We start from the raw sequence: 20,355 nt of genomic DNA, 5'->3' as shown, positions 1-20,355 counted from the left end.
CTTGACTTATTAGATATCTCTATCTTACCATTGAATTTAATTCAGCCTTGTATTCAAAGACCCCTTTTGGCCAACCTAAACCTAACTTGACTGCGAGATCAACCTCCTCTTTCGTGGATATTCCGTTTTCAACAATCCATTCTCCTTCCTGAATAGCGCTAGATATTATCTCTTCAGGTTTAGGCATTTTATCTCTCCTTAAAATTTTAGGTCTCCCATTTCTCCAGTCATAAAATCCCTTACCGCTCTTAGATCCGAGATTTCCTTTTTTATAAAGTTCTTCTAGAGCAGGACAAGTGTAATTAAATCCTCTTTTTTTAACTTCTAGACTTATAAGATAGTTCGTGTCTATACCGGTATAATCTAGAAGCTCGAATATGCCCATAGGAAATCCTAGTAAATACTTAGCGCTACTATCAATTTCCTCAACAGTATACTTTCCTAATAAGGAACAAGCTGAAGTGAAAACTCTAAAAAGAATCCTATTAACAACGAAACCTATGACGTCTTTTCTTACTGGTATCGGTATTTTACCTATGGATTTTGCAATTTCTATCCCTTGATTGAATATTTTCTCAGAAGTCTCGTTTCCCTTTACTACTTCAACTAACCTCATCAAGACTGGAGGGTTAAAGAAATGTAAACCTAGGAATCTTTCCGGTCTCCTTACGTATCTAGAAAGCTCCGATATAGGTAAACTAGACGTATTACTGGCCAATACGCAATCCTCTCTTACAATCGTGGAAGCTTGTAATAATATCTTCGATTTTAATTCTAAATTTTCTGGCACTGCCTCTATAACTAAGTCAGAGTCTGATATGTCAGCGATATTTAAGGTTGTATTTATGCGTTTCATAATTTCATCAACGTTATCCACTTTACCCTTCTGTTTTAGCTTTTCCAAGCTATCTATTACGTTTATTGTAGCTTTCTTTAATGCCTCTGGATAGATATCATAAAGGGTTACATAATTTCCATAAATTGCAAATACTTCACCTATTCCATGTCCCATCAAGCCTGAACCAAGGACAGAGACCTTCAAGAAAATAACCTCTTAAAATATTGGAATAAAGTCTTCCTCTTTTAGATCCTTTATTTCCTCTCCACTTATCCCAAGTTCCGGAATCGATGGCATCTCTATCCCATACCTGTACAGTGATGAACCTACTCTCATTATAGCGTCTCTCCAAGCATTTTCCTTCTCTTCCTCAGTGGGTATGTAAAAACCTGCATCCCTAGCTATATTCTCCATCTTTTCATGCGTCTCTATAAACCATGGAGGCAGTTTCCAAAAGTCTTTTGGAGGTTTATAAGTAATCAAGGAAAGAAATACAAAGCCAGCCCTCACTTGCTTGGTTACTAACTTCTTTTTTTCCTCGCTCATTTTCTGCGCTTCTTGACTTATTATTAAGTGAGTGAACGCGTAATGTCTAGTCTCGTCAACTGCTGTGTTTTTAAATAACTTGGAAAACTCCTCCATCTTCGCTCCCTTACTCATTGTTGTAAATACAGTTGTAGCTGCTGCCTCCCCCATCATGAAAGACGTAAATAGGACGTCAAAAGTGTACTTCCTATATGCCTCTAAGTATGCTTTCCAATACCTACTTCCATTCCACCATACCCATTCGGCATTAAGTTTCGCCTTTCTTTCTAGGTCGTCCTTAGGGGTAAAATTTAGGGGAAATCCTTGAAGCATATTACTTATCGAGAGTCCACATGCCATATTATGTCTATTTTCATCAAAGGTTATGGTAGTAAGTATTCCCCTAACTGCGGTGTCTAAGTGATACTCAAAGGATTTTATTACGGCATAAGCAAAAACTGGCGTTGCGTTATCAAAATTAGAGAGAAGAGACCACCAATACGCTATTGCTAATCTCTGCTTCCTGTCAAGACCTGATGCCCATTCCTTTACCTTTGCCCAATTTATTGATTCCTCATCCCACTGTTCTCTTTTAGCTCTTCTGTAAAGTTGCCAAGCTTTTTCGTTATCAAAGTTCCACGTAGGAGGATAGACGTTGTTTTCAGGATAAGGTGGTTCCATATTAAAATTCAATTCATCCTTTTGCATAAACTTCCTTTATCATCCATATATAAAAATATTTCTTCATATAAATGAAGATTTATACATATATAAAAATTGCTTACATATAGTTAAGAATCTAAGCGTTAATTTGCTTTGAAAGGATAATGTGTAGTTATAGCGAACTTCATAACCTGACTTTTCGCGGAGAAAAACCCTGTCCGAAGTATGAGTTTTCCTTTACGTAATCATGACGTGGACAATTCTGACGTTTATGCTGGATTGAGTTTTTATTTATTTCCACGCTTTTTCGTTTACCACTTGAAGATTCCTTTCCATAGAAACTATCGTTGCAATGTTGAAGACTGAGAAGCCCAGTTATACACAAGATCGATTTCTTTACTTAAATGCCCATAACTATGGTGAGTCCATCTGAATGGGAAAAGTAGGATATTGAAATTCTCTTTCCATCTCTTTCGTAGGAGAGACATTATCGTAATTTGTTATATAACTTATACGTTAATTTTCCTTAACCTTTAACCTAATGTCTGTTTATCATAAGAACAAAAAGACTGGTAAGTGGACATTAGATTATTTTGTTTGGAATATAGTTTATATGCTAAGAAGCTGTTCACTTTCATTATTGGTCTTCTATCCTCTAATCCTACGATAAGAGTCCTTGGAATTTAAAGCGATAAATGTTTTCTCAGTACTTGAAATAATGTACCTACAGAAACTCTTTATTTGAGAAAGGTTTTTATATCGGATTTTCGATATCTAAATTTAGATATGATATGATGGGTGGAAAGATGCATAGAGCATTCGGACATAAAAGAGGTTTAAGATTTCTTATCCTAACCTCCCTCCGAGAAGGCCCAAAAAACGGAGTAGAGATAATGAAATATATAGAAGGAATAAGTATGGGAGGTTGGTCTCCATCTCCAGGTTCCCTCTATCCAATGCTAGGTATACTTAGGGAAGAGAATCTAATAAGGAAAAGAGATGACGGAAAGTACGAGCTTACCGAAGAAGGGAAACAAATTGTCGGAACGTTTGGAGGTTTCCATGGATTGCAAAGAAATACTGTAGATGAGCTAGAGTTTTACGTAGAATACTTAGAAGATTTGAGGAACAGAGATCCAGAAAAGTTTAATGAATTAAAAGAAAAGGTAAAATTATTGGGAGAGAGATTAATGAGGTTAGGTTTAGAATGAGAGTTGCAGTACCAACTACAAATGGTATAGTCGACGGACCAGGAGAAGCTATGAAGGTTAGAATTTACGAAGTAAGCGGAAATGAAGTAAAGCTGGTTGAGGAATACGATAACCCCGCTCTCAAGGCAATGGCAGCAAGAGGAGTACATATGCTTCGTTCTGCTATTGAGAAAGGAGCTACTTCGTTTCTGCTGGTAGAAATAGGACCTCCAGGCGTTAGATATCTAAGCGGAAAAGCAAAGATATACATAGTCCCCCAAGGGACAAGTGTAGATTCAGCACTAAATATGTTTAGGTCGGGAAAACTTATAGAAACTACTGCCCCTACTCATGAAGAGCATCATCACGTTATCTGATCTTCGATCTAAATATTTTCAATTTTTTCTTTTTTAATTTAGTGGGTAGAAAGTTTAAAGTTCTTCTTATGTTTTTCATATATATTTAAATAAGTATTAAAATTAAAGATATAAGGGAAAAAATTTAAGCTGAAATACTTAGCTTGATTTATGAGAATAGCATTACCTGTTGCGGATAACTTAGTTGCAGGGACAGAAGACGGTGAAAAAATTAGAATTTACGAAGTAAGCGGAAATGAAGTAAAGCTGGTTGAGGAATACGATAACCCCGCTCTCAAGACTGATGCCGAGATGTCACGAGAAATTCTTATGATTAGATCAATCATGCAAAGAGGAGCAAAGACGTTAATAACATCAAGAATTGGATTGCCCGGACTTAGGTTACTTAAGGGATGTGGAAAGGTATACATCACTGAGAAAATATCAGTAACTGAGGCTATTTATAATTTTACAAGTGGAAATCTAAAAAAGGTTTAAACTTAGGTTTTCCAATTTGGTTTTCTCTTCTCTATAAAGGATTTCATCCCTTCTTTCCCGTCCTCAGACATTACTGACACATAGAAGTTCCTTCTCTCTAAATCTAAACCTTGTTGTAGGTGAGTGTCTAAGGCCTTATTCACCGCTTCCTTTGCAAGTTCTATTGCAAATCCTGACTTAGTTGAGATCTCCTTAGCCAATCTTAGTGTCTCATCAATTAAGGCCTCCTCAGGAACTACTCTAATAGCTAAGCCCAGCTTAAACGCTTCCCATGCCGAAATTAGTCTTCCCGTTAAAACTAATTCCATTGCCCTATATTTTCCTATAGTTCTGGTCAATCTCTGCGTTCCTCCAGCACCAGGAATGATCCCTAGGTTTATCTCGGGCTGTCCAAACTTTGCCGTATCAGATGCTATAATCATATCACATGCCATTGCCAACTCAAACCCTCCTCCAGCAGCAATCCCATTTACTGCTGCTATTATTGGCTTTTTGAAGGTTCTCATTCTTTCCCAAAGTGGCATATGTCCTTCCCTTGTAATTTGCTCTATAGGCATTTCAATCATTTCTTTAACGTCAGCTCCTGCTGAAAACGCTTTACCTTTACCCGTTATAATCGCTGTTTTAACCTCGTCCTTCTCAGCCCTATTAAACGCTTCCACTAAGTCCCAAATTAATCTCATGTTTAACGCGTTGAGCTTATCTGGTCTATTTAGTGTTATTATTGCTATTTTATCAGTCACTTCATAAATTACTGTTTCCATGTTATTCACCTCTAAAAATGGGTTCTCTCTTCTCTAGAAATGCTTTAACTCCTTCCTTAAAATCCGAAGTTTTGCCTAAGTAGCCTTGGAGAGACGATTCATAATCAAGGTATTCTTCCATATCTGAAAATAGCGCTTTATTTATTTGCTTTTTCGTAGCTAAATACGCTTTAAATGGGCCAGAGGATATTCTTTCTGCAACCTTTATTGCCTCAGAAAGAGGATTTTCTACGACATTAAAGATCTTAAAACTGTCAGCCTCTTCTGTCTTTAATTCTCCTTCAAAAACCACTTTCTGTGCAAAACCTCCTGATGTAAGTCTTGAAAGCATAAGCGTTAATCCTCCATCTGGAGATAACCCAATTCCTTGAAATGCGAGAACAAATCTAGATCCTTTAGCTACAAATCTAATGTCACATGCTAACGCTATACTTATACCGATTCCTGCAGTCACTCCATTTACTGCTGCGATGTATATCTTGTTCCCAAACCTTATTTCCCTTATGATTGGATAAAACGTTTCCTTAAGATCGCTTGCCAAATCCGCGCTATCTAGATTCTGAAGGGATACTATATCCGCGCCGACTGTAAATCCTCTGCCTGAACCTGTTATTATTGCAACTCTTTTCTTTAAATCTGCGTTGAATTCCTTTAAGACCTTTAAAAATTCCTTCCTAAGATCTACATCTAAAGCGTTGAGCTTATCAGGTCTGTTTAAGGTTATAATTTCAAATTTATCTCTATCCTCAACGTTTACTAACATAGACATCCTTTTTGATTGTTAATTACTAAATTTAAATTTCTTTACCTTTATGTGAATGGTTGATAATAAAACGGCAAAATAATTTTAAAGTATATATGTATTTAGACCTGTTTCACTGAAAATTTTTACATATATATCTTATAAAAATAATTATCTGGATTCATTTCTTCTATTTAAAGATATCTACAATATTAGTTAAACCCAATAGAGTGTTTCCAGTTAAAAAAATTTTAATATAAGTTATTAAAAATACCTTTAATTATAAAAAACAGATGCTTCTTATCTTGATATTATATAAATGATCAATAAAAGATATAAAGGTTTAATATTCAATGTATATTAGCTATGAACAAAAGAGTGGCAGTAATAGGAATTGGTTCCTCGAAATTCGGTAGGAGGAATGACGTAGGGATAAGGGAATTAACATGGGAGGCAGTAAGGGAAGCTCTTATTGACGCCGGCTTAACTCAGAAGGATATTCAGTTGAACGTTATTGGTAGTACTGCATATAGGGGGACGGAGATATATCCTGCTCCGCCAGCTTCAGAGTACTCCGGCTTAGTTGGAAAATCACCTATAAGGGTAGAGGCTGCTTGTGCAACAGGTTCAGCAGCTGCCTTTACTGCAATTAACGCAGTAGCGTCTGGCATGGCTGATATAGTTCTTGCAATAGGCTTTGATAAGATGACCGAAGTAGACACCTCAGCCTCTCTAGCAATTGGAGGAAGAGGAGGAAATTACCTTTGGGAGTTTCATATGTACGGGACAACGTTCCCTACCTATTACGCGCTTTACGCCACAAGACATATGGCAGTTTATGGAACGACTGAGGAAGATATGGCGTTAGCATCTGTTAAGGCACATAAGTATGCCTCATTAAACGAAAAGGCTCATCTTAGAAATAAAGTAACAGTTGAGGAAGTTCTAAAGTCTAGGCCTATATCTTGGCCTATAAAACTGCTTGACTCATCTCCGATAAGTGATGGTTCATCTGCGGCAATTTTTGCATCTGAAGACGCTGTAAGAAAACTTCACGCCGAACCGGTTTGGGTTAAGGGGATCGGCTATGGAAGTGACACGTCGTCAATAGCGTCTAGAGGAGAATGGACTGGGCTTAAGGCAGCTAAAGATGCAGCAGCTATGGCATATTCATCATCTCATGTTTCCCCGACTGATGTGGAATACGCAACAGTTCATGATTGTTTTACAATTGCTGAGATCATGGCCTACGAGGATTTAGGATTTGCAGAAAAGGGAAAGGGGGCTAAACTTCTAAGGGATGGTCAGACCGAAAAGGATGGAAAAGTGGCAGTTAACCTCTTTGGCGGATTAAAGGCTAAGGGTCACCCATTAGGTGCAACAGGATTAGCCATGATATACGAGGTAGTTAAGCAGTTAAGGGAAGAGGCTGGACCAGTCCAACATTCGTTCAAGAATTATATAGGTCTTACCCACAATGTTGGTGGGACAGGACATTACGCGTATGTTACAGTTCTAGGAAGGTGATGATATGGAAGGGATACCACTATTTCTAAAATACGATGTATCTATACAAGGTTATGAAAGGTTTTGGGAGGGGCTAAAGGCAGGAGAAGTGTGGACAACTAAGTGTAAGAAATGCGGTACAATTTACTATCCCCCTCAGAGGGATTGTCCAAACTGTCTCTCCTCTGATATGGAATGGATAAAATTAAAGGAAAATGGAAAAATAATGACTTTCAGCATTGTAAAGCAAAAACCGCAAGGTTTCGATCAAGAAGATTATGTTGTTGGAATTGTTAGAAATGAAGATAACGTCGACTTAATGTGTTGGTTAAAGGGAATTCCAAAGGTAGGAAAAGATGTTAAGCTAACTACTGATGGTAAAAGGGTTATAGGAGTGGTGGTATAATGATAAGTTACGATGAGACCGATCCTTATGCTCTTACAAGAGAGGATATACACCATGTACAACAATTTAGATTCAGACGAATGATAAAAAGAGTTTATGAAACTAGTCCTTTCTACCACAGAGTTATGAAGGAGAGAAATCTAACGCCAGATGATATAAGGTCTCCAGAAGAACTTAGGAAGCTACCATTCACAACGAAGGATGACCTAAGAAAATACGGTTATCCTTACGGAGGAGAATTCCTCACTGTTCCCATGACAGAACTAGTGGGTTGGCATATGACCAGCGGAACTACTGGTACCCCAACTGTTGGTGCATATACGTCTTCTGATATAGAGCTTTGGTCAAATCTAGTAGCCAGATCTTTAAGGTCAGCTGGAGTTACTAAGGTGGATATTGTAGCTAACATTTATGGTTATGGTCTGTTTACAGGAGGAATAGGACTGCATATTGGTTTGCAAAAAATTGGTTCCAAGGTTATTCCTTGGAGTACTGGAAGGACAGAGGCCCTAGTCAAGACATTGAAGGACTTTAAAGCTACAGTAATAACTGGAACTCCATCTTATGAACTGCTTATAGCAGAGAAAATAAGGGAGCTTGGTATAGATCCAGAAAAAGATCTAAACTTAAGGATAGCTATTCCAGGAGCCGAGGCCATGACGACTGAGACCCTTAAGAGGATTGAGAATGAGTTATTCCTGAAGAGTAGAGGAGGAGGGGCTAGGGAGATCTACGGTATGACTGAGGGAATAGGCCCAGGAATGGCTCAAGAATGTCCTAATGATAACCATGAGTATCTCCATATATGGACAGATCACTTCTATGTGGAGATTATTGATCCTGAGACTGGAGAGAACGTAGGAGAAGGAGAGGAAGGAGAGATGGTAATAACTCACTTAAGCAGAGAAGGTATGCCTCTACTTAGATATAGGACAAGAGATATAACTAGATTAAATGAAAGTGACGATGATATAGCCTTTCCCAAGATCTCTATCTTGAAAGGAAGAACCGATGATGTTATATTTTATAAGGGAGTTAAACTCTATCCCTCTGCGATAAGTAGTGTAATTATATCTCATCCTGAAGTTATAGAACATCAAATAGTGGTTACCAGGGATCCTCAGAAATTATTGATACTACTGGAGGTGAAGGAACCTAGTGAGATTCTAAAAAAGAAGATAGCTTCCGAGGTGCAGGGAGTAGCTTTCGTAACTCCAGAGGTAGAATTTGTCCAGTTAGGAAGCCTGCCAAGGTATGAGGGAAAGTCTAAAAGAGTTATAATAAAATAGTATATAAGGTAAAGAAATTATTTTTCTTGAAGCAATATTTTATTTCTCTTAGCTTGGAATTTTTTCTTTATCCCTTTACCTAATCTCGAGATAAGAATTCCGGTGAACATTACTGATATTCCTAAAACTTGCGATAATTGAGGGAGGTCATATGTTTCAATGCTCTGGATAATAGTTGAGAAGATTGGTACGGAAAAAGTCATTACTGTTAGCTTAGCAACTCTCTCTAGTTTAGCTAACATATTCCAAAGGAAGAAAGATAACGCTCCTCCAATAATTGAAGTGTAAGCAATGCCATCTATGAAGAAAGTATTGAGTTTTATTCCAAAACCGATTGGAGCAAATGGTAGGAGGAGAAGAGATCCTAAGATGAACTGAGAAGCATTAATATCATATGGATCTTTATCCTTCAATTTTCTATAGTAAACTGTGAAGCCGGCCCAGAAGATTGCGTTTACAACGGTTATAAGAGCTCCAAGACCGATCGAACCTTTCATTAAAGGTATAGAGTAAATTAGTATCCCTGAGAATCCAATTCCGAGACCTAGAAGTTCATATGGCGAGGGATTTTCCTTGACAATAAGCAGAGCTATTGGAATAGCAAATAATGGCATTGAATAGCTGAGTACAGCACTTTCTGCTGGTGAAACGTAAAGAAGCCCATAAGCCCATAGTACAGAACTTGTCGTCGTCATAGCTGAAAGGAACAAAATGTCTTTACTAAGGATTAGCTTTCCTCCTAATACGAGGAAAATTATTGCTGAAGTAATATATCTAATTAAGTTAAAGACGAATGGAGTTGAATAGGTAACTGCTTCTTTAGCAAATTCATAATTAAAAGTTGATAGGGTGATGTAAGGAATAAGGAAATATAATATTTTATTCACTAAGGTCAAAGCAGACTTGTAATGTTCAGCTTTTAAAGCTATTTACTTGTTTTTTTAAAAGCTAAGGTGGTTGAAGTATGTAAAAATTATATCAATCCAAATATTTTATTAAACTGGAACTTCCTTAATTAAATAGCATTTAAATTAAGCTGTGTTAAAACTCAATAGTTATAATGATATAGAATGGAATTTAGAATATAAGTATCAAGAATTTTTTCTTTCAATTGAGAAAAATAACTGTTTTATTAGGGGAGACGAGTTCTGTTCGCAAATCGCTAAACAAAGAACATCATTGAGTTTTGCATTCTAGAATTTTCTTAAGTCCGCTAAATGGGTTATTCTCTTAGTTCTATTTGTCCAAGGGATGATCAGAGACTTTTCTGAGAGGAAACCTATGACCCTACAAGGGTTGAGTTACTTATGAACATCTTATTTGACTAGACGTAGATTTTTCGAGTCCTTCTATGCTCGATTCCTTTCTTTCCTTGTTCTTTTTACCCGCTGAAAATTATATCTCGTTAAATTCTCCTTACTCAAAATTCTTAACTAGAAATAACCACCTAATGCAGAAAACTTTACTACAGGATGGATGAGGTTTATGAAGTGTGTATTCTGGTTTAGAAGGGATTTACGAATACATGACAATACAGCTTTATCAGAGGCATCTGAAAGGTGTGAAAAGGTATTTCCTGTTTTGGTTATAGATCCAAACATTATGTTTAGAGAAGATACGTCACCTAGAAGGGCACAGTTCTACCTTGAAGCTATAAAATCCTTAAGGAAAGAAATTCCTCTAACAATACTTTATGGTAATCCAGTAAATTTAATTCATGAATTTTACAAAAATATAAATTCAGATTATTTGTTTTTTAATAGAGATTACGGTTTCTATGCTAGTAGACGTGATTCTGAAATATGCAGAACCGTAAAGTGTCTTCACTTCAAAGATCACGTGTTAGTAGAAAGAGGTGAACTACCCGTCTATAGGATTTTTACACCATATTACATTAAGTGGAAAAATGTGGAAAAGGAAAGGGTTAAGCCTAGAGCCAGCGGTAATTTTATAGGAGAAGGCAATGAGCCTCCTGAACTCTTTAAGGGATTTAAGATCCCTCCAGCTTCTGAAGATTACGCTCTCCAAAAACTTGAGGAGTTTAAGGACGACGAATATCCGGAAAGAAGATCCGGTCTTTCCCATTTCTTTAAAATAGGGTTACTATCCACAAGGACAGCGTTTCACGCAAAAGTTAACGAGGAGTTTAGGAGACAGCTTTGTTGGAGGGATTTCTATTATCAACTGTACACGTCTGACTTCTCTCTAATCAATGGGATTAGAAGGAAGGAAATATGGGAAAATAAAGAAGAGATCTTTAAGGCTTGGACGGAAGGAAAGACAGGATATCCAATCGTAGACGCTGGGATGAGGGAATTGAACGTTACCGGGCTTATGGAAAATAAGTTAAGATTACTTACTTCATATTTTTTGACTAAGGTTCTACTAATTGACTGGAGAAAGGGGATGGAGTATTTTATGAAGAACTTACTTGATGGAGACTTCGTTATAAATTTAGGTAATTGGCAGTGGATTGCAGGAGTTGGCACTGACATGAGACCGCTACGAAAATTTAATATCGTTGAACAAGGTAAGAGAATTGATCCAAGGGGAGAATACATTAAAAAATGGGTAGAAGAACTGAGAGATGTGGAAGGACCTCTTGTCCACGAACCATGGAAGCTGGGAAAGGAAAGAGTGATCAAAATCGGATATGTAACACCAATAGCTGACCTCGGAAGTTATGATGAATTTGTAAGGAGATACAAGGGCTACATGGAAACCTAGCTGGGAACTACAACGCTAAACAGAAAGATATCTAAGTAATATTCAAAACGATCATATTACTTTACCTTGACTTACTGACGTTTACGAAATTATAAAAGTATTATATGGTAGGATGAAAAGGTATGGAAGGAGTTCGATTAATTTGTATCTTAAAACTTAGACAACTATAAAACATCTTCAATCTATTCTCAGTAAAGCTTTACTTTAACCTCTCTTAATATACTTATGCCTGAAAGACATTTTATAATAGATTGCGATACAGCAGAGGATGACATTTTAAGCTTAATATCCCTATTAGCAAAAGGAGTTAAGGTTCATGCATTAACTGTAGTTGAAGGAAACGTAGAATTTGAAACGGAAGTAAATAATGCGCTCTGGGCTATTAATTTTTTGAGAGATAATGGTATAGACATAGAAGATCTAAAAGTATATAAAGGATCTAGTAGACCGCTCATTAAGGACTTTAAAACCGTAGAAGAAGTACATGGCAGATCTGGTTTAGGAGAAATTTCTCCCCTTGTTAAAAATACATCTTTTCTAGGCGAAGAAGATGCGTCTACAGCTATTATAAATTTGAGTAAAAAATATGAAATAGAATTTTTAGCAATTTCTCCGCTTACCAATTTAGCGCTGGCCTATCTTAGAGATCCTAGCGTTGTTCAGAGAATTAAGAGAGTATATATAATGGGAGGAGCGGTTTATGCTAGAGGGAATATCACACCTGTAGCTGAATATAATTTCTGGGTCGATCCAGATGCAGCAAAAATAGTAATGAATGCATTTAAGAAGAAAATAACTCTGGTTCCTTGGGAAGTTGCAGTAAAAAATGCAATAGATCAAGATACTTTTGATAGGTTATCGACATTAGGGACAATGCTATCTTCCCTTTACAAAGATATGTATTCATTTTATAGGCAATTTTCGTCTAAGATGCAAGGAATGAGGGGAAACCCTCACCCTGACGTTATTACAACCGCAGTTGCCCTCGACAAGGACATAGCTGTAGATGTAAGACAGGAAAACGTCAATGTAGAAAATTGCGATTGCGAAAGTAGAGGTCTGTCAATAGTTGACTACGTTGGTCCAGGTCATGTAAGGAAAAAAGAATGGAATGCCGAAGTTGTTTATGATATAAATTACTATGCGTTCACGGTATTTCTAGAAAGCGTATTGAAGTGGTTTTAGTTTTTAAACGGCTGGATAGCTTATCCATATAGTTAGATTTATAACATTTCTTTGAGCTAAAGACATTTATGTTTAGAAAGCTCTCAGATAAGTTGAATCCGAGAGAGGAATCCCTTCCATCTTACTTGATATATGCCCAATCCCTCTCTTCAATAGCGCCTTTAGGTTCAGCCTCAGCTTACTTAACTTATGCTCTTTATGATTCTTATGCCTCAACCTTTCTAGCATCCATTGTAGGTTCATTGATATATTTTTTGTGGGTTTTAATAGGTTATAGGTATTCGAAAATTATTGGAACTACAGGCGGGATATACGACTTTGCTAAGTCTGCGAAGGGTCAAATGGTAGGTAGTCTAGCTGGCTGGTTTTACTGGATAAGCTACGCTATATACTTACCCTCAGCTACAACTTACCTTGTAGGAATTGTTTTGCCTTCTGAGTTTCAGCTTCCTATATTCTATCTTTCCTTGATTGAGATATCAATACCAATAGCTCTGACTCTCCTGCTGTTAACAGGAGCAAAGCCTCCTCTATTTTACACTTTTATATCTACAATATTGGAAATCACACTTTTAATAATTCTTGGAATTAAGGTATTAAGTATTACTGGTATTTCTGGAAGCCCTTTTCAGCTTTCTGTGAATCCCACAAACTTTATTTCCGGATCCTTGGCAGTTGGCTTCACTTTGGCTGGAGGCGGTGCTTCCTTCTTTTTAGGCTATGAAGCTAAGGGCAGAGGAAAAACAGTGGGAAAATCATATGCGATTGCTTACTGGATTGCTGCAGTAGCAATAATATTCGCATCATATTTTGAGATAGCGTTCGCAGGATTCAGTAATCAAGGAGTTAGTTCGCTGTTATCGATAACAGATTATCCTGGTTTTTACATATCACAAAAATTGATGGGTTACGATTTCTCCTTAATCTTCTTCATACTGACAATAAATAGCCTAATAGGATCAGTAACAGCTGCATACGTGGCTCTGTCAAGACTTACATTCACTATGCTGAATAGGAATATGATTTTATCTATACTGGTAATTGCAGTCTTCTTCTTAACCATTAACTTGATCGCTGGAACTACTGGAAATTACTTTGAGGTTTATGACCTAACAACGGCTTCCTCCTTGATATCTTTATATGTGTCTCATGTTATAGTATCTGCGGTTTATCCATTTTTTGCAAAGAAAAACTACAGGTCTGGTTTGTTAGATATCCTTTTAGGAATATCTGCATCTTTTTTGATGGGATATGGAGTATATAGTAGTGTGAACATGATAGGAGTATACACTCTAATCGCAGGTGTTATCATGGCTATTATTCATCAAACTCTTCTAAAGAAAATGAATTCAAAAGGTTAATCAGCATTACTGGATTTATATTCTTGAGTTAAAGATTTAAAGGAAGGATTAATTAAGTAATCTTTTGTTCTATCAAAAAGAAAAAATTTTACTACGGACGTAATAATGTTTAAAGAAAAATTTAATAAGTCAAAGAAGATCGAGACCGAGAGATGGGAAAAGAAAATACAGATACTTCTCAATCTGTCTTTATTAGGCAATCATCTGGTCTTGTTAGAGAAGTAAGTCCATGGGCATCTTTTTTTGCAACTTTTGGTCTAGTTACAGGAGGAATACCTATTTTAATAGTTGAATGGCTTTATCTTGCCCCAGGGGCTAATTGGACATTATCCTACCTAATATCTTTAGTCCCTACTATGGGGATGGCGTTTCTCTTTTATTTGGCCTCAATTTCAACTCCAAGGGCTGGGGGAGATTACGTATTTAACGCTAGATCATCTCATCCCTTAGTGGGATTTACTAACTACTGGGCTTTATGGATTGCTTTCTCCTTATCTCTAGGCCTATATAGTTATTTAGCGGCTCAATGGTTTGCTTATTTGTTTACAGGAATTGGGCTTTACTCTTCAAATACATTCCTGATTAATTTTGGCAATTTTTTTGGCAGTAATATAGGAAGCGTTATAGTTGGCATAATAGTTCTCGTACTTTCAGCCTTCATTGCCGTTCTAGGAAAATACGGCTGGAAATTTATAGCTATAACTGGAATAATATCAATTATAACAACATTAATTACTTTTATTGTATTAGCGATGATAACTCCCTCGAGTTTCTCATCGGCCCTTTCCTCTTTCACTGGCTTACACGACGCATATTCTAGCGTAATAACATACGCGAGTTCAAAAGGTCTTTCCTTCCTTCCTGAACTTCAAGCTTCTCTTATCGCGATACCAGTAGTGTGGTATTACTTTACATGGTATAATCTTCCAGCTTCTTGGAGCGGTGAAATGAAAAAAGTTAAGTTTAACTCACTTCTATCTATAATAATTTCAGTTATCTTTATCGGAATATATTATATTTTATTTACATTCTTGAACATACACGCTTTTGGTGAAAAGTTCCTAGTAAGTTGGTCCTACATTTCCAGCAATTCTTTGAACGACACTGTATATAATTCCTTGTCTTCAATAGGTCCATTTACTCCATTCTTCGCACTATTGGTTAATCATAGCCTAATAGTTTTCGTTCTAATGTGGATAGCTTTTTGGTTACCTAACTTTTACAGTAATCCTCCTCTCGTTATATCGCTAACTAGATACCTATTCTCTTGGTCTTTTGACAGGATAATGCCTGAGAGTTTTGCAGATGTTAACGATAAACTTCACATACCTGTAAAAGCTACCTTATTAACTTTTGTTGTCGGGTTAATTGGAGTTCTGCTGTATGCGTTTGTTCCTGAAATATCCATAGTAGATGTGACAGTAGTTTTTCAAGTCGGATATGCTGTATTTGCTCTAACTACAGCTCTAATGCCATTCATAAAAAAGGATATGTATAGGAGAGTTTCTGCAAGTAAAACAAAGATAATGGGAATTCCGCTGGTCTCCTTAATTGGTTTCTCTGTTTTTGGATTTCTAGTATACTCATTACTTATTACATGGAATAATCCTGTGCTTTTACCTGTAAATCTCTTAACGTTTGTATCATTAATAGCCATGTATGGATCAGGAATAGGAATATATTTTCTAGCAAAATATATGAACTCCAGGAAAGGAATAGAGATGAACCTTGTTTTCAAGGAAATACCTCCAGAATAATTTTTTTAAAAAACTTTACATTTAACAAGTTTGAGGATTTACTTTTAAGTTTAATATCATTATTGACTTCATGATACGGGATGATTTACCTAAGATCCTAGGAAAGGGAAAATACGTTGATGATATAGAAGTTAAGGACGTCGTATACCTCTACGTAGTAAGGTCAAGCATAGCTAGAGGGGAAATTAATGACATATCATTGCCTTCAAGGTCCCTCCTTACATTGACATGGGACGATGTAAAGATATATATGCCGGTCAGCGCAGATCCCTACACTTTAAAGTCTGGAAATATAGTCAAAATGCCAGTTCTAGCTGATGGAAGAGTGAATTTCGTAGGTCAACCAGTTTTGGCATTTTTGAGTGAAGATAGGTATGAAGGAGAAGATATAGCGGAAGAGGTAGGTATAGACTACGAAGAGCTAAGACCGTCGATTAGTATAGACGATTCCCTCCAAAACGAACCTATTCATCCTAATACTAAGAGTAATATTTCAACTGATAAAGTGCTAGAAGGAGGTGAAATATCAGCAAAGGAAAAAGCAGAAATCGTAGTAGAAAGGGAGATGGAACAGACAAGGATCATCTCTAACCCAATTGAGCCTAAGGGAATAATTGTTTATTGGGACGGAGAAGTATTACACGTAACTGGTTCCTTCCAATCCGCATTTAGAATAAGGGATGATTTAAGTGAATCTTTAGGTCTAAATCCTGAAAAAATTATAGTAAAGGCGTATAACGTAGGAGGAGGATTTGGGAATAAGGTTCCGTCCTACCCAGAATATATCCTAGCAAGTATAGCATCTATGAAAGTGAAGAGACCTGTTAAATGGATCGAGACCAGGAGGGAACATCTAACAAATCCAACAATAGGCAGAGGAGTAAAATCAAAAGTTAAACTTTACGGTAATAGAGATGGAGAAATTTTAGGAATTGAAGGAACAATATGGAACGATCTAGGAGCGTTTAACTATACTCGAAATACAACAACTGCAGCGTTCATTGCATCCCTTCTTACAGGCCCTTACAAAATGAGGTTTGCCAGAGTAAGGTCTTTAGGTGTGTTTACAAATCTTCCACCAACTGGGCCATATAGAGGCGCAGGAAGACCAGAGGCAGCCCTTATCCTTGAGACTCTAGTTGAGGATTTCTCTGAGGTTATAGGAAAGGATTCAATTTACGTACGAGAAAGAAATCTAGTTCCAGACACGGGGTATATTACACCACTAGGTCTTAAGTATGATCCTGCAGGATACTCACTAGTTTTCTCAAAGGCAAAACAGGTTTTTAATAAAATGAAGGAAAAATTCAGAGAAAAGGGAGTTTCACTAGTACTGACTAGCGAACAGGTAAGGTTATCTCCTGGAGAGGGGGCCAAAGTAAAGATAAATAACGGAAGAGTAAAAATATATGTTGGAACTGGACCTCATGGACAGGCATATGAAGAAACATACTCTAGAATTGCGTCACAAGCTCTTGGAATTCCAATGGATAAAATAGAGGTATATACTAATGATACAGAAAACCTAAAAGAGGGAATTGGAAGTTTTGGTTCGAGAGGAGGTACGATGGGAGGATCAGCGGTACTAACAGCCTGTCAAGAGATAAGGAAAAAAGTAAAAGATATTACGCAGTCTAATATTGAGGTAGATGTATTCTACAGGTCAGAAGACGTATTTTCACCTGGAGCTCATGTAGCTGTAGTTGACGTTGATGACAGGGGTATAGTGAGAGTCCCATTTTATTACGCTATAGAAGACGTTGGTAAAGTTCTTGTTAAGGAAGAAGTGGAGGGGCAACTAATGGGTGGAATCCTTCAGGGTGTATCTCAAGTATTATGGGAAAGTTCTGAATACGATAAACAAGGAAATCCTTTATTCTCATCTATAGCGGACGCAGGAGTTGCTGACTCAACACAGGCTTTTAACGTTGAATTAGAGGAAGTGGAAGTTCCATCTCCTGTAGCAACAGGGAGTAGGGGAGTAGGAGAAAGTGGAACTACAGGTGCGTTAAGTTCAGTTTTCATTGCAATAGAAAAGGCTACAAGGAAAAAGTTTAGAAGAACACCTATAAAAATGGAGGAACTAACTCAGCTTTAATCCATATCGAAGTGATTTAAGAAGAGATTTCTTTTCATTAATGCGGATCAAAATAAACTGACTCAAAACTCATTATTTTCTTTTCGAACAAATCTTGTATGTTGAAAATAGCTGTAGTCGGTTCTGGAAAAATAGGAACATCAATTATTAAGTCGATAATAGGAAAATACGAAGTAATAGCAACTGCTAGAAGTAAAGAAACTTTGGCGAGAATCAAGGATCTAGGTATAGAAACAACAACAGACAATAGCTATGCAGTAAAAGGATCAGACGTTGTTATATTAAGCGTGAAACCGTACCATTTCCCTTCAGTGGTTTCTCAAGTAAAAAGTTGGGAAGGAAAAACTGTGGTTTCTGTCATGGCAGGAGTTAAGCTATCTACGCTTACGAGAATAACAAAAACCAAGGTCTTTAGAGCAATGCCTAACATAAATGCCTCAATTCTAGAGTCTAGTACTGCTGTAGCGGGAGAAGAAGATTCATTAGTAACAGAGATTTTAGAAAGTTTCGGTAAGGTCTATTGGGTTCAAGAGGAACTCATAGATGCATGGACTGCTCTTGTAGGTAGCGGACCGGCATTCCTTGCAGAGATTATAGATGCTCTAGTAATGGGAGGAGTTTCTGTAGGAATTCCAAGAGATCTAGCGTATCATGCCGTATTGGACGTGATGAAAGGCACTGCAAATATGTTAAAGGCAAAGGCATATCATCCCTCCAATTTAAGAGACGAAGTAACTACTCCAGCAGGAACAACAATAAGAGGTCTGGCCATTCTAGAAAGAGAAGGAGTAAAATCCGCGTTAATGGAAACAATAGAGGCAGCATTTAAGAGATCAAGAGAAATAGGAGATGAAATAGATAAGGGAATTAGAGAAAAATTAAATGTATGATTTAAGAATCTATTTAAAATTGAATTAAATAAGCAGAAAAGTTTTCATAGTAAAGTTAAAAACGTTTTCAAAAACTTCTCCCTTTACATGATAAAATGAGATCTTCAAGTGACAAATTGAAAAGTAAGAAAGAACTCGGAGGTAAGCGCAGGATAAACTTATGTGATCGTGTAAAAGATCACCTTACGCTTTGCAGAGGCCTTTTCTAAGCTAGAAATTAGTTATGCTAGCTGATTCTAGTTTAACTTAATATTTCATCTCTTATGAATCATGAACTACCTTCAGATCTTGGAGGCTGAGTATATATACTTACCTCAAACAAGACTATGTCTGCTTGAAGCAGAAAGGCTAAACCAAGAAATCCATATACTCCGTGAAACCAACATAAGCATTTAAGGAAAAGAGAAGTGCGATATAATCCATAATATAATTTAATATTTATTACAAAATTAAATTTGTTTATAAAGAATACCTTTTTCCCTAAAGCACTCCGAAATTACTTTCTTTATCTTCTCTTCCTTAAACCCTTGTGTCTCAATAGCTATTACCTTTTCTGTTCTAGTATCTATTATTATTCTGCAATTACTCTTATAGTTCTTACATTTTAATATGATTTCAGTGATTAGAGAAAAATTGATGGAAAAGGTAAAAATTAATTTCACGTTATCAACTGTTACTAGCACCTCGTCGTTTTTATTAAGCCTAATGTCATTGCATGAAAGTAAATCTTGTAAATTCATTTTTCGATCAGCACGGTTATTTCGCCATCGCAATACAATCTCTTATTCCTATATAGTGGATTCAGAGATTTTTCTACTTCAAGAGCTATGCATGGCAAATACTTTGAGTATTCCTCTGGAATGTAGATTATTTCGTAATAGAACATCTTGCTAGAGAGGAAAGGCGGAGGAGAATACGATCCTAAACAGCATTGACCTACAAAGTCTACAAACAACACTCTAGCAGGCGTTTTAGCTATAAGCACAGCGTTTTTCTCGTAAGCCATCTTCCCCTTAATCTGAGAGGGAAGAATTTCCTCTCCTTTTATTTTTATTTTTAATAACAAGAAAATCACGCTTCTCATCCAAACATTTCCTTCTGTAGTTTAGCATAGATCATTAGATCACCTATTTGTATTATACATAGTGCAATAATTGCAAACATGATATAGGCAATATAGTTAGCTGGTCTAAAGGCGAAGAAGTACCCCAAGTATATTGCTATCGCTAAACTAGATTTAGCTATTCCGTAGTATTCTGCATATCTTAAGCTCATAGAGATCATTCCAAGAATTAGGGCGTTGAAAACGCCTGATATGAGAGGAACAGATATTAAAACTGATCTTAGAACTATATTCGCTATTGGTAAGGATGTAATTGTTAATACTGTATGATGTAATTGTTAATACTGTATAAAGTGAAATGGAAAGTATAATATTAATTGAGTAAAACACTGATGAGGAAATAAGTATAAACTTATTTAACATTTTTACATCCATTTTAAGCACCTTTATATAGAAAATATTATAGTAAAAGCTTATAACTTTTTCTATCTTTTATT

20 protein-coding genes are annotated in these 20,355 nt (G+C 36.6%); 12 read left to right on the top strand and 8 right to left on the bottom strand.

Annotated features, from left to right (window positions below; genetic code table 11):
* Positions 1 to 19: 19 nt before the first annotated feature.
* Together CM19_RS11390 and CM19_RS11385 are read right to left on the bottom strand one after the other, a co-directional pair.
* Positions 20 to 1,042: a 3-hydroxyacyl-CoA dehydrogenase gene (locus CM19_RS11390; protein WP_081801288.1), complete on the bottom strand. Its 1,023-nt coding sequence runs from the start codon at positions 1,040 to 1,042 to the stop codon at positions 20 to 22.
* 12 nt (positions 1,043 to 1,054) lie between these two features.
* Positions 1,055 to 2,071: an aminobenzoate oxygenase gene (locus CM19_RS11385; protein ID WP_048100572.1), complete on the bottom strand. Its 1,017-nt coding sequence runs from the start codon at positions 2,069 to 2,071 to the stop codon at positions 1,055 to 1,057.
* 761 nt (positions 2,072 to 2,832) lie between these two features.
* On the opposite strand from CM19_RS11385, the gene CM19_RS11380 reads away from it, so the two are divergent.
* The 3 genes from CM19_RS11380 to CM19_RS11370 all read left to right on the top strand — a co-directional run bounded on the left by CM19_RS11380 (position 2,833) and on the right by CM19_RS11370 (position 4,070).
* Positions 2,833 to 3,237 (top strand): PadR family transcriptional regulator, encoded by a 405-nt coding sequence (locus CM19_RS11380; protein WP_048100621.1) that lies wholly within the window; start codon positions 2,833 to 2,835, stop codon positions 3,235 to 3,237.
* On the top strand, positions 3,234 to 3,593 hold the full coding sequence (locus tag CM19_RS11375; protein WP_048100571.1) for a NifB/NifX family molybdenum-iron cluster-binding protein: 360 nt from the start codon (positions 3,234 to 3,236) through the stop codon (positions 3,591 to 3,593). Before CM19_RS11380 ends, CM19_RS11375 begins: the two co-directional genes overlap by 4 nt.
* Before the next feature lie 150 nt (positions 3,594 to 3,743).
* The gene (locus tag CM19_RS11370) at positions 3,744 to 4,070 is read left to right on the top strand and encodes a NifB/NifX family molybdenum-iron cluster-binding protein (protein ID WP_048100570.1); all 327 of its coding nucleotides are present in this window, start codon (positions 3,744 to 3,746) and stop codon (positions 4,068 to 4,070) included.
* Positions 4,071 to 4,072: 2 nt separating this feature from the next.
* Here the strand turns inward: CM19_RS11370 and CM19_RS11365 are convergent, their stop codons facing one another.
* Together CM19_RS11365 and CM19_RS11360 are read right to left on the bottom strand one after the other, a co-directional pair.
* The gene (locus tag CM19_RS11365; RefSeq protein ID WP_048100569.1) at positions 4,073 to 4,834 is read right to left on the bottom strand and encodes an enoyl-CoA hydratase/isomerase family protein; all 762 of its coding nucleotides are present in this window, start codon (positions 4,832 to 4,834) and stop codon (positions 4,073 to 4,075) included.
* Between the two features lies 1 nt (position 4,835).
* Positions 4,836 to 5,603, bottom strand: a complete 768-nt coding sequence (locus tag CM19_RS11360) for an enoyl-CoA hydratase-related protein (protein WP_048100568.1) — start codon at positions 5,601 to 5,603, stop codon at positions 4,836 to 4,838.
* 339 nt (positions 5,604 to 5,942) lie between these two features.
* Between CM19_RS11360 and CM19_RS11355 the strand changes: the two genes are divergently transcribed.
* The 3 genes from CM19_RS11355 to CM19_RS11345 are packed head-to-tail and all read left to right on the top strand — an operon-like array spanning position 5,943 to position 8,777.
* The gene (locus CM19_RS11355; RefSeq protein WP_048100567.1) at positions 5,943 to 7,103 is read left to right on the top strand and encodes a thiolase domain-containing protein; all 1,161 of its coding nucleotides are present in this window, start codon (positions 5,943 to 5,945) and stop codon (positions 7,101 to 7,103) included.
* A gap of 4 nt (positions 7,104 to 7,107) precedes the next feature.
* Positions 7,108 to 7,488, top strand: coding sequence for a Zn-ribbon domain-containing OB-fold protein (locus CM19_RS11350; RefSeq protein WP_048100566.1), 381 nt, complete (start codon positions 7,108 to 7,110; stop codon positions 7,486 to 7,488).
* The gene (locus CM19_RS11345) at positions 7,488 to 8,777 is read left to right on the top strand and encodes a phenylacetate--CoA ligase family protein (RefSeq protein WP_048100565.1); all 1,290 of its coding nucleotides are present in this window, start codon (positions 7,488 to 7,490) and stop codon (positions 8,775 to 8,777) included. The genes CM19_RS11350 and CM19_RS11345 overlap by 1 nt, the downstream gene beginning before the upstream one ends.
* A 17-nt stretch (positions 8,778 to 8,794) precedes the next feature.
* Here CM19_RS11345 and CM19_RS11340 read toward each other — a convergent pair whose 3' ends face one another.
* On the bottom strand, positions 8,795 to 9,664 hold the full coding sequence (locus CM19_RS11340; protein ID WP_048100564.1) for a DMT family transporter: 870 nt from the start codon (positions 9,662 to 9,664) through the stop codon (positions 8,795 to 8,797).
* Between the two features lie 598 nt (positions 9,665 to 10,262).
* On the opposite strand from CM19_RS11340, the gene CM19_RS12635 reads away from it, so the two are divergent.
* The 6 genes from CM19_RS12635 to proC all read left to right on the top strand — a co-directional run bounded on the left by CM19_RS12635 (position 10,263) and on the right by proC (position 18,795).
* Positions 10,263 to 11,504, top strand: coding sequence for a cryptochrome/photolyase family protein (locus CM19_RS12635; RefSeq protein WP_160164885.1), 1,242 nt, complete (start codon positions 10,263 to 10,265; stop codon positions 11,502 to 11,504).
* Between the two features lie 225 nt (positions 11,505 to 11,729).
* Positions 11,730 to 12,689 (top strand): nucleoside hydrolase, encoded by a 960-nt coding sequence (locus tag CM19_RS11330; RefSeq protein WP_048100563.1) that lies wholly within the window; start codon positions 11,730 to 11,732, stop codon positions 12,687 to 12,689.
* A gap of 68 nt (positions 12,690 to 12,757) precedes the next feature.
* Positions 12,758 to 14,050, top strand: a complete 1,293-nt coding sequence (locus tag CM19_RS11325) for an APC family permease (RefSeq protein ID WP_048100562.1) — start codon at positions 12,758 to 12,760, stop codon at positions 14,048 to 14,050.
* A 152-nt stretch (positions 14,051 to 14,202) separates the two neighbouring features.
* A complete protein-coding gene (locus CM19_RS11320) occupies positions 14,203 to 15,807 on the top strand; it encodes an APC family permease (RefSeq protein WP_048100561.1) in 1,605 nt (534 codons plus the stop codon).
* A gap of 70 nt (positions 15,808 to 15,877) precedes the next feature.
* Entirely contained in the window at positions 15,878 to 17,905 is a 2,028-nt protein-coding gene (locus CM19_RS11315) for a xanthine dehydrogenase family protein molybdopterin-binding subunit (RefSeq protein WP_048100560.1), read from the top strand.
* 98 nt (positions 17,906 to 18,003) lie between these two features.
* The gene (gene proC / locus CM19_RS11310) at positions 18,004 to 18,795 is read left to right on the top strand and encodes a pyrroline-5-carboxylate reductase (RefSeq protein ID WP_048100559.1); all 792 of its coding nucleotides are present in this window, start codon (positions 18,004 to 18,006) and stop codon (positions 18,793 to 18,795) included.
* A 449-nt stretch (positions 18,796 to 19,244) separates the two neighbouring features.
* On the opposite strand, the gene CM19_RS11305 is transcribed toward proC, so the two are convergent.
* The 3 genes from CM19_RS11305 to CM19_RS11295 are packed head-to-tail and all read right to left on the bottom strand — an operon-like array spanning position 19,245 to position 20,070.
* Positions 19,245 to 19,535 carry a hypothetical protein gene (locus CM19_RS11305; RefSeq protein ID WP_048100558.1) on the bottom strand — a complete coding sequence of 97 codons (291 nt, stop codon included), beginning with the start codon at positions 19,533 to 19,535 and terminating at the stop codon, positions 19,245 to 19,247.
* A complete protein-coding gene (locus CM19_RS11300; RefSeq protein ID WP_048100557.1) occupies positions 19,532 to 19,879 on the bottom strand; it encodes a hypothetical protein in 348 nt (115 codons plus the stop codon). The genes CM19_RS11305 and CM19_RS11300 overlap by 4 nt, the downstream gene beginning before the upstream one ends.
* Complete coding sequence (locus CM19_RS11295; RefSeq protein WP_048100556.1) at positions 19,876 to 20,070, bottom strand: hypothetical protein; 195 nt, start codon at positions 20,068 to 20,070, stop codon at positions 19,876 to 19,878. The genes CM19_RS11300 and CM19_RS11295 overlap by 4 nt, the downstream gene beginning before the upstream one ends.
* Positions 20,071 to 20,355: the final 285 nt, after the last annotated feature.

This window comes from Candidatus Acidianus copahuensis (assembly GCF_000632495.1).
Taxonomy (GTDB): Archaea; Thermoproteota; Thermoprotei_A; order Sulfolobales; family Sulfolobaceae; genus Acidianus; species Acidianus copahuensis.
The sequence above is the reverse complement of the archived record's forward strand: the minus strand, read 5'-3'. Positions and strand labels throughout refer to the sequence as shown.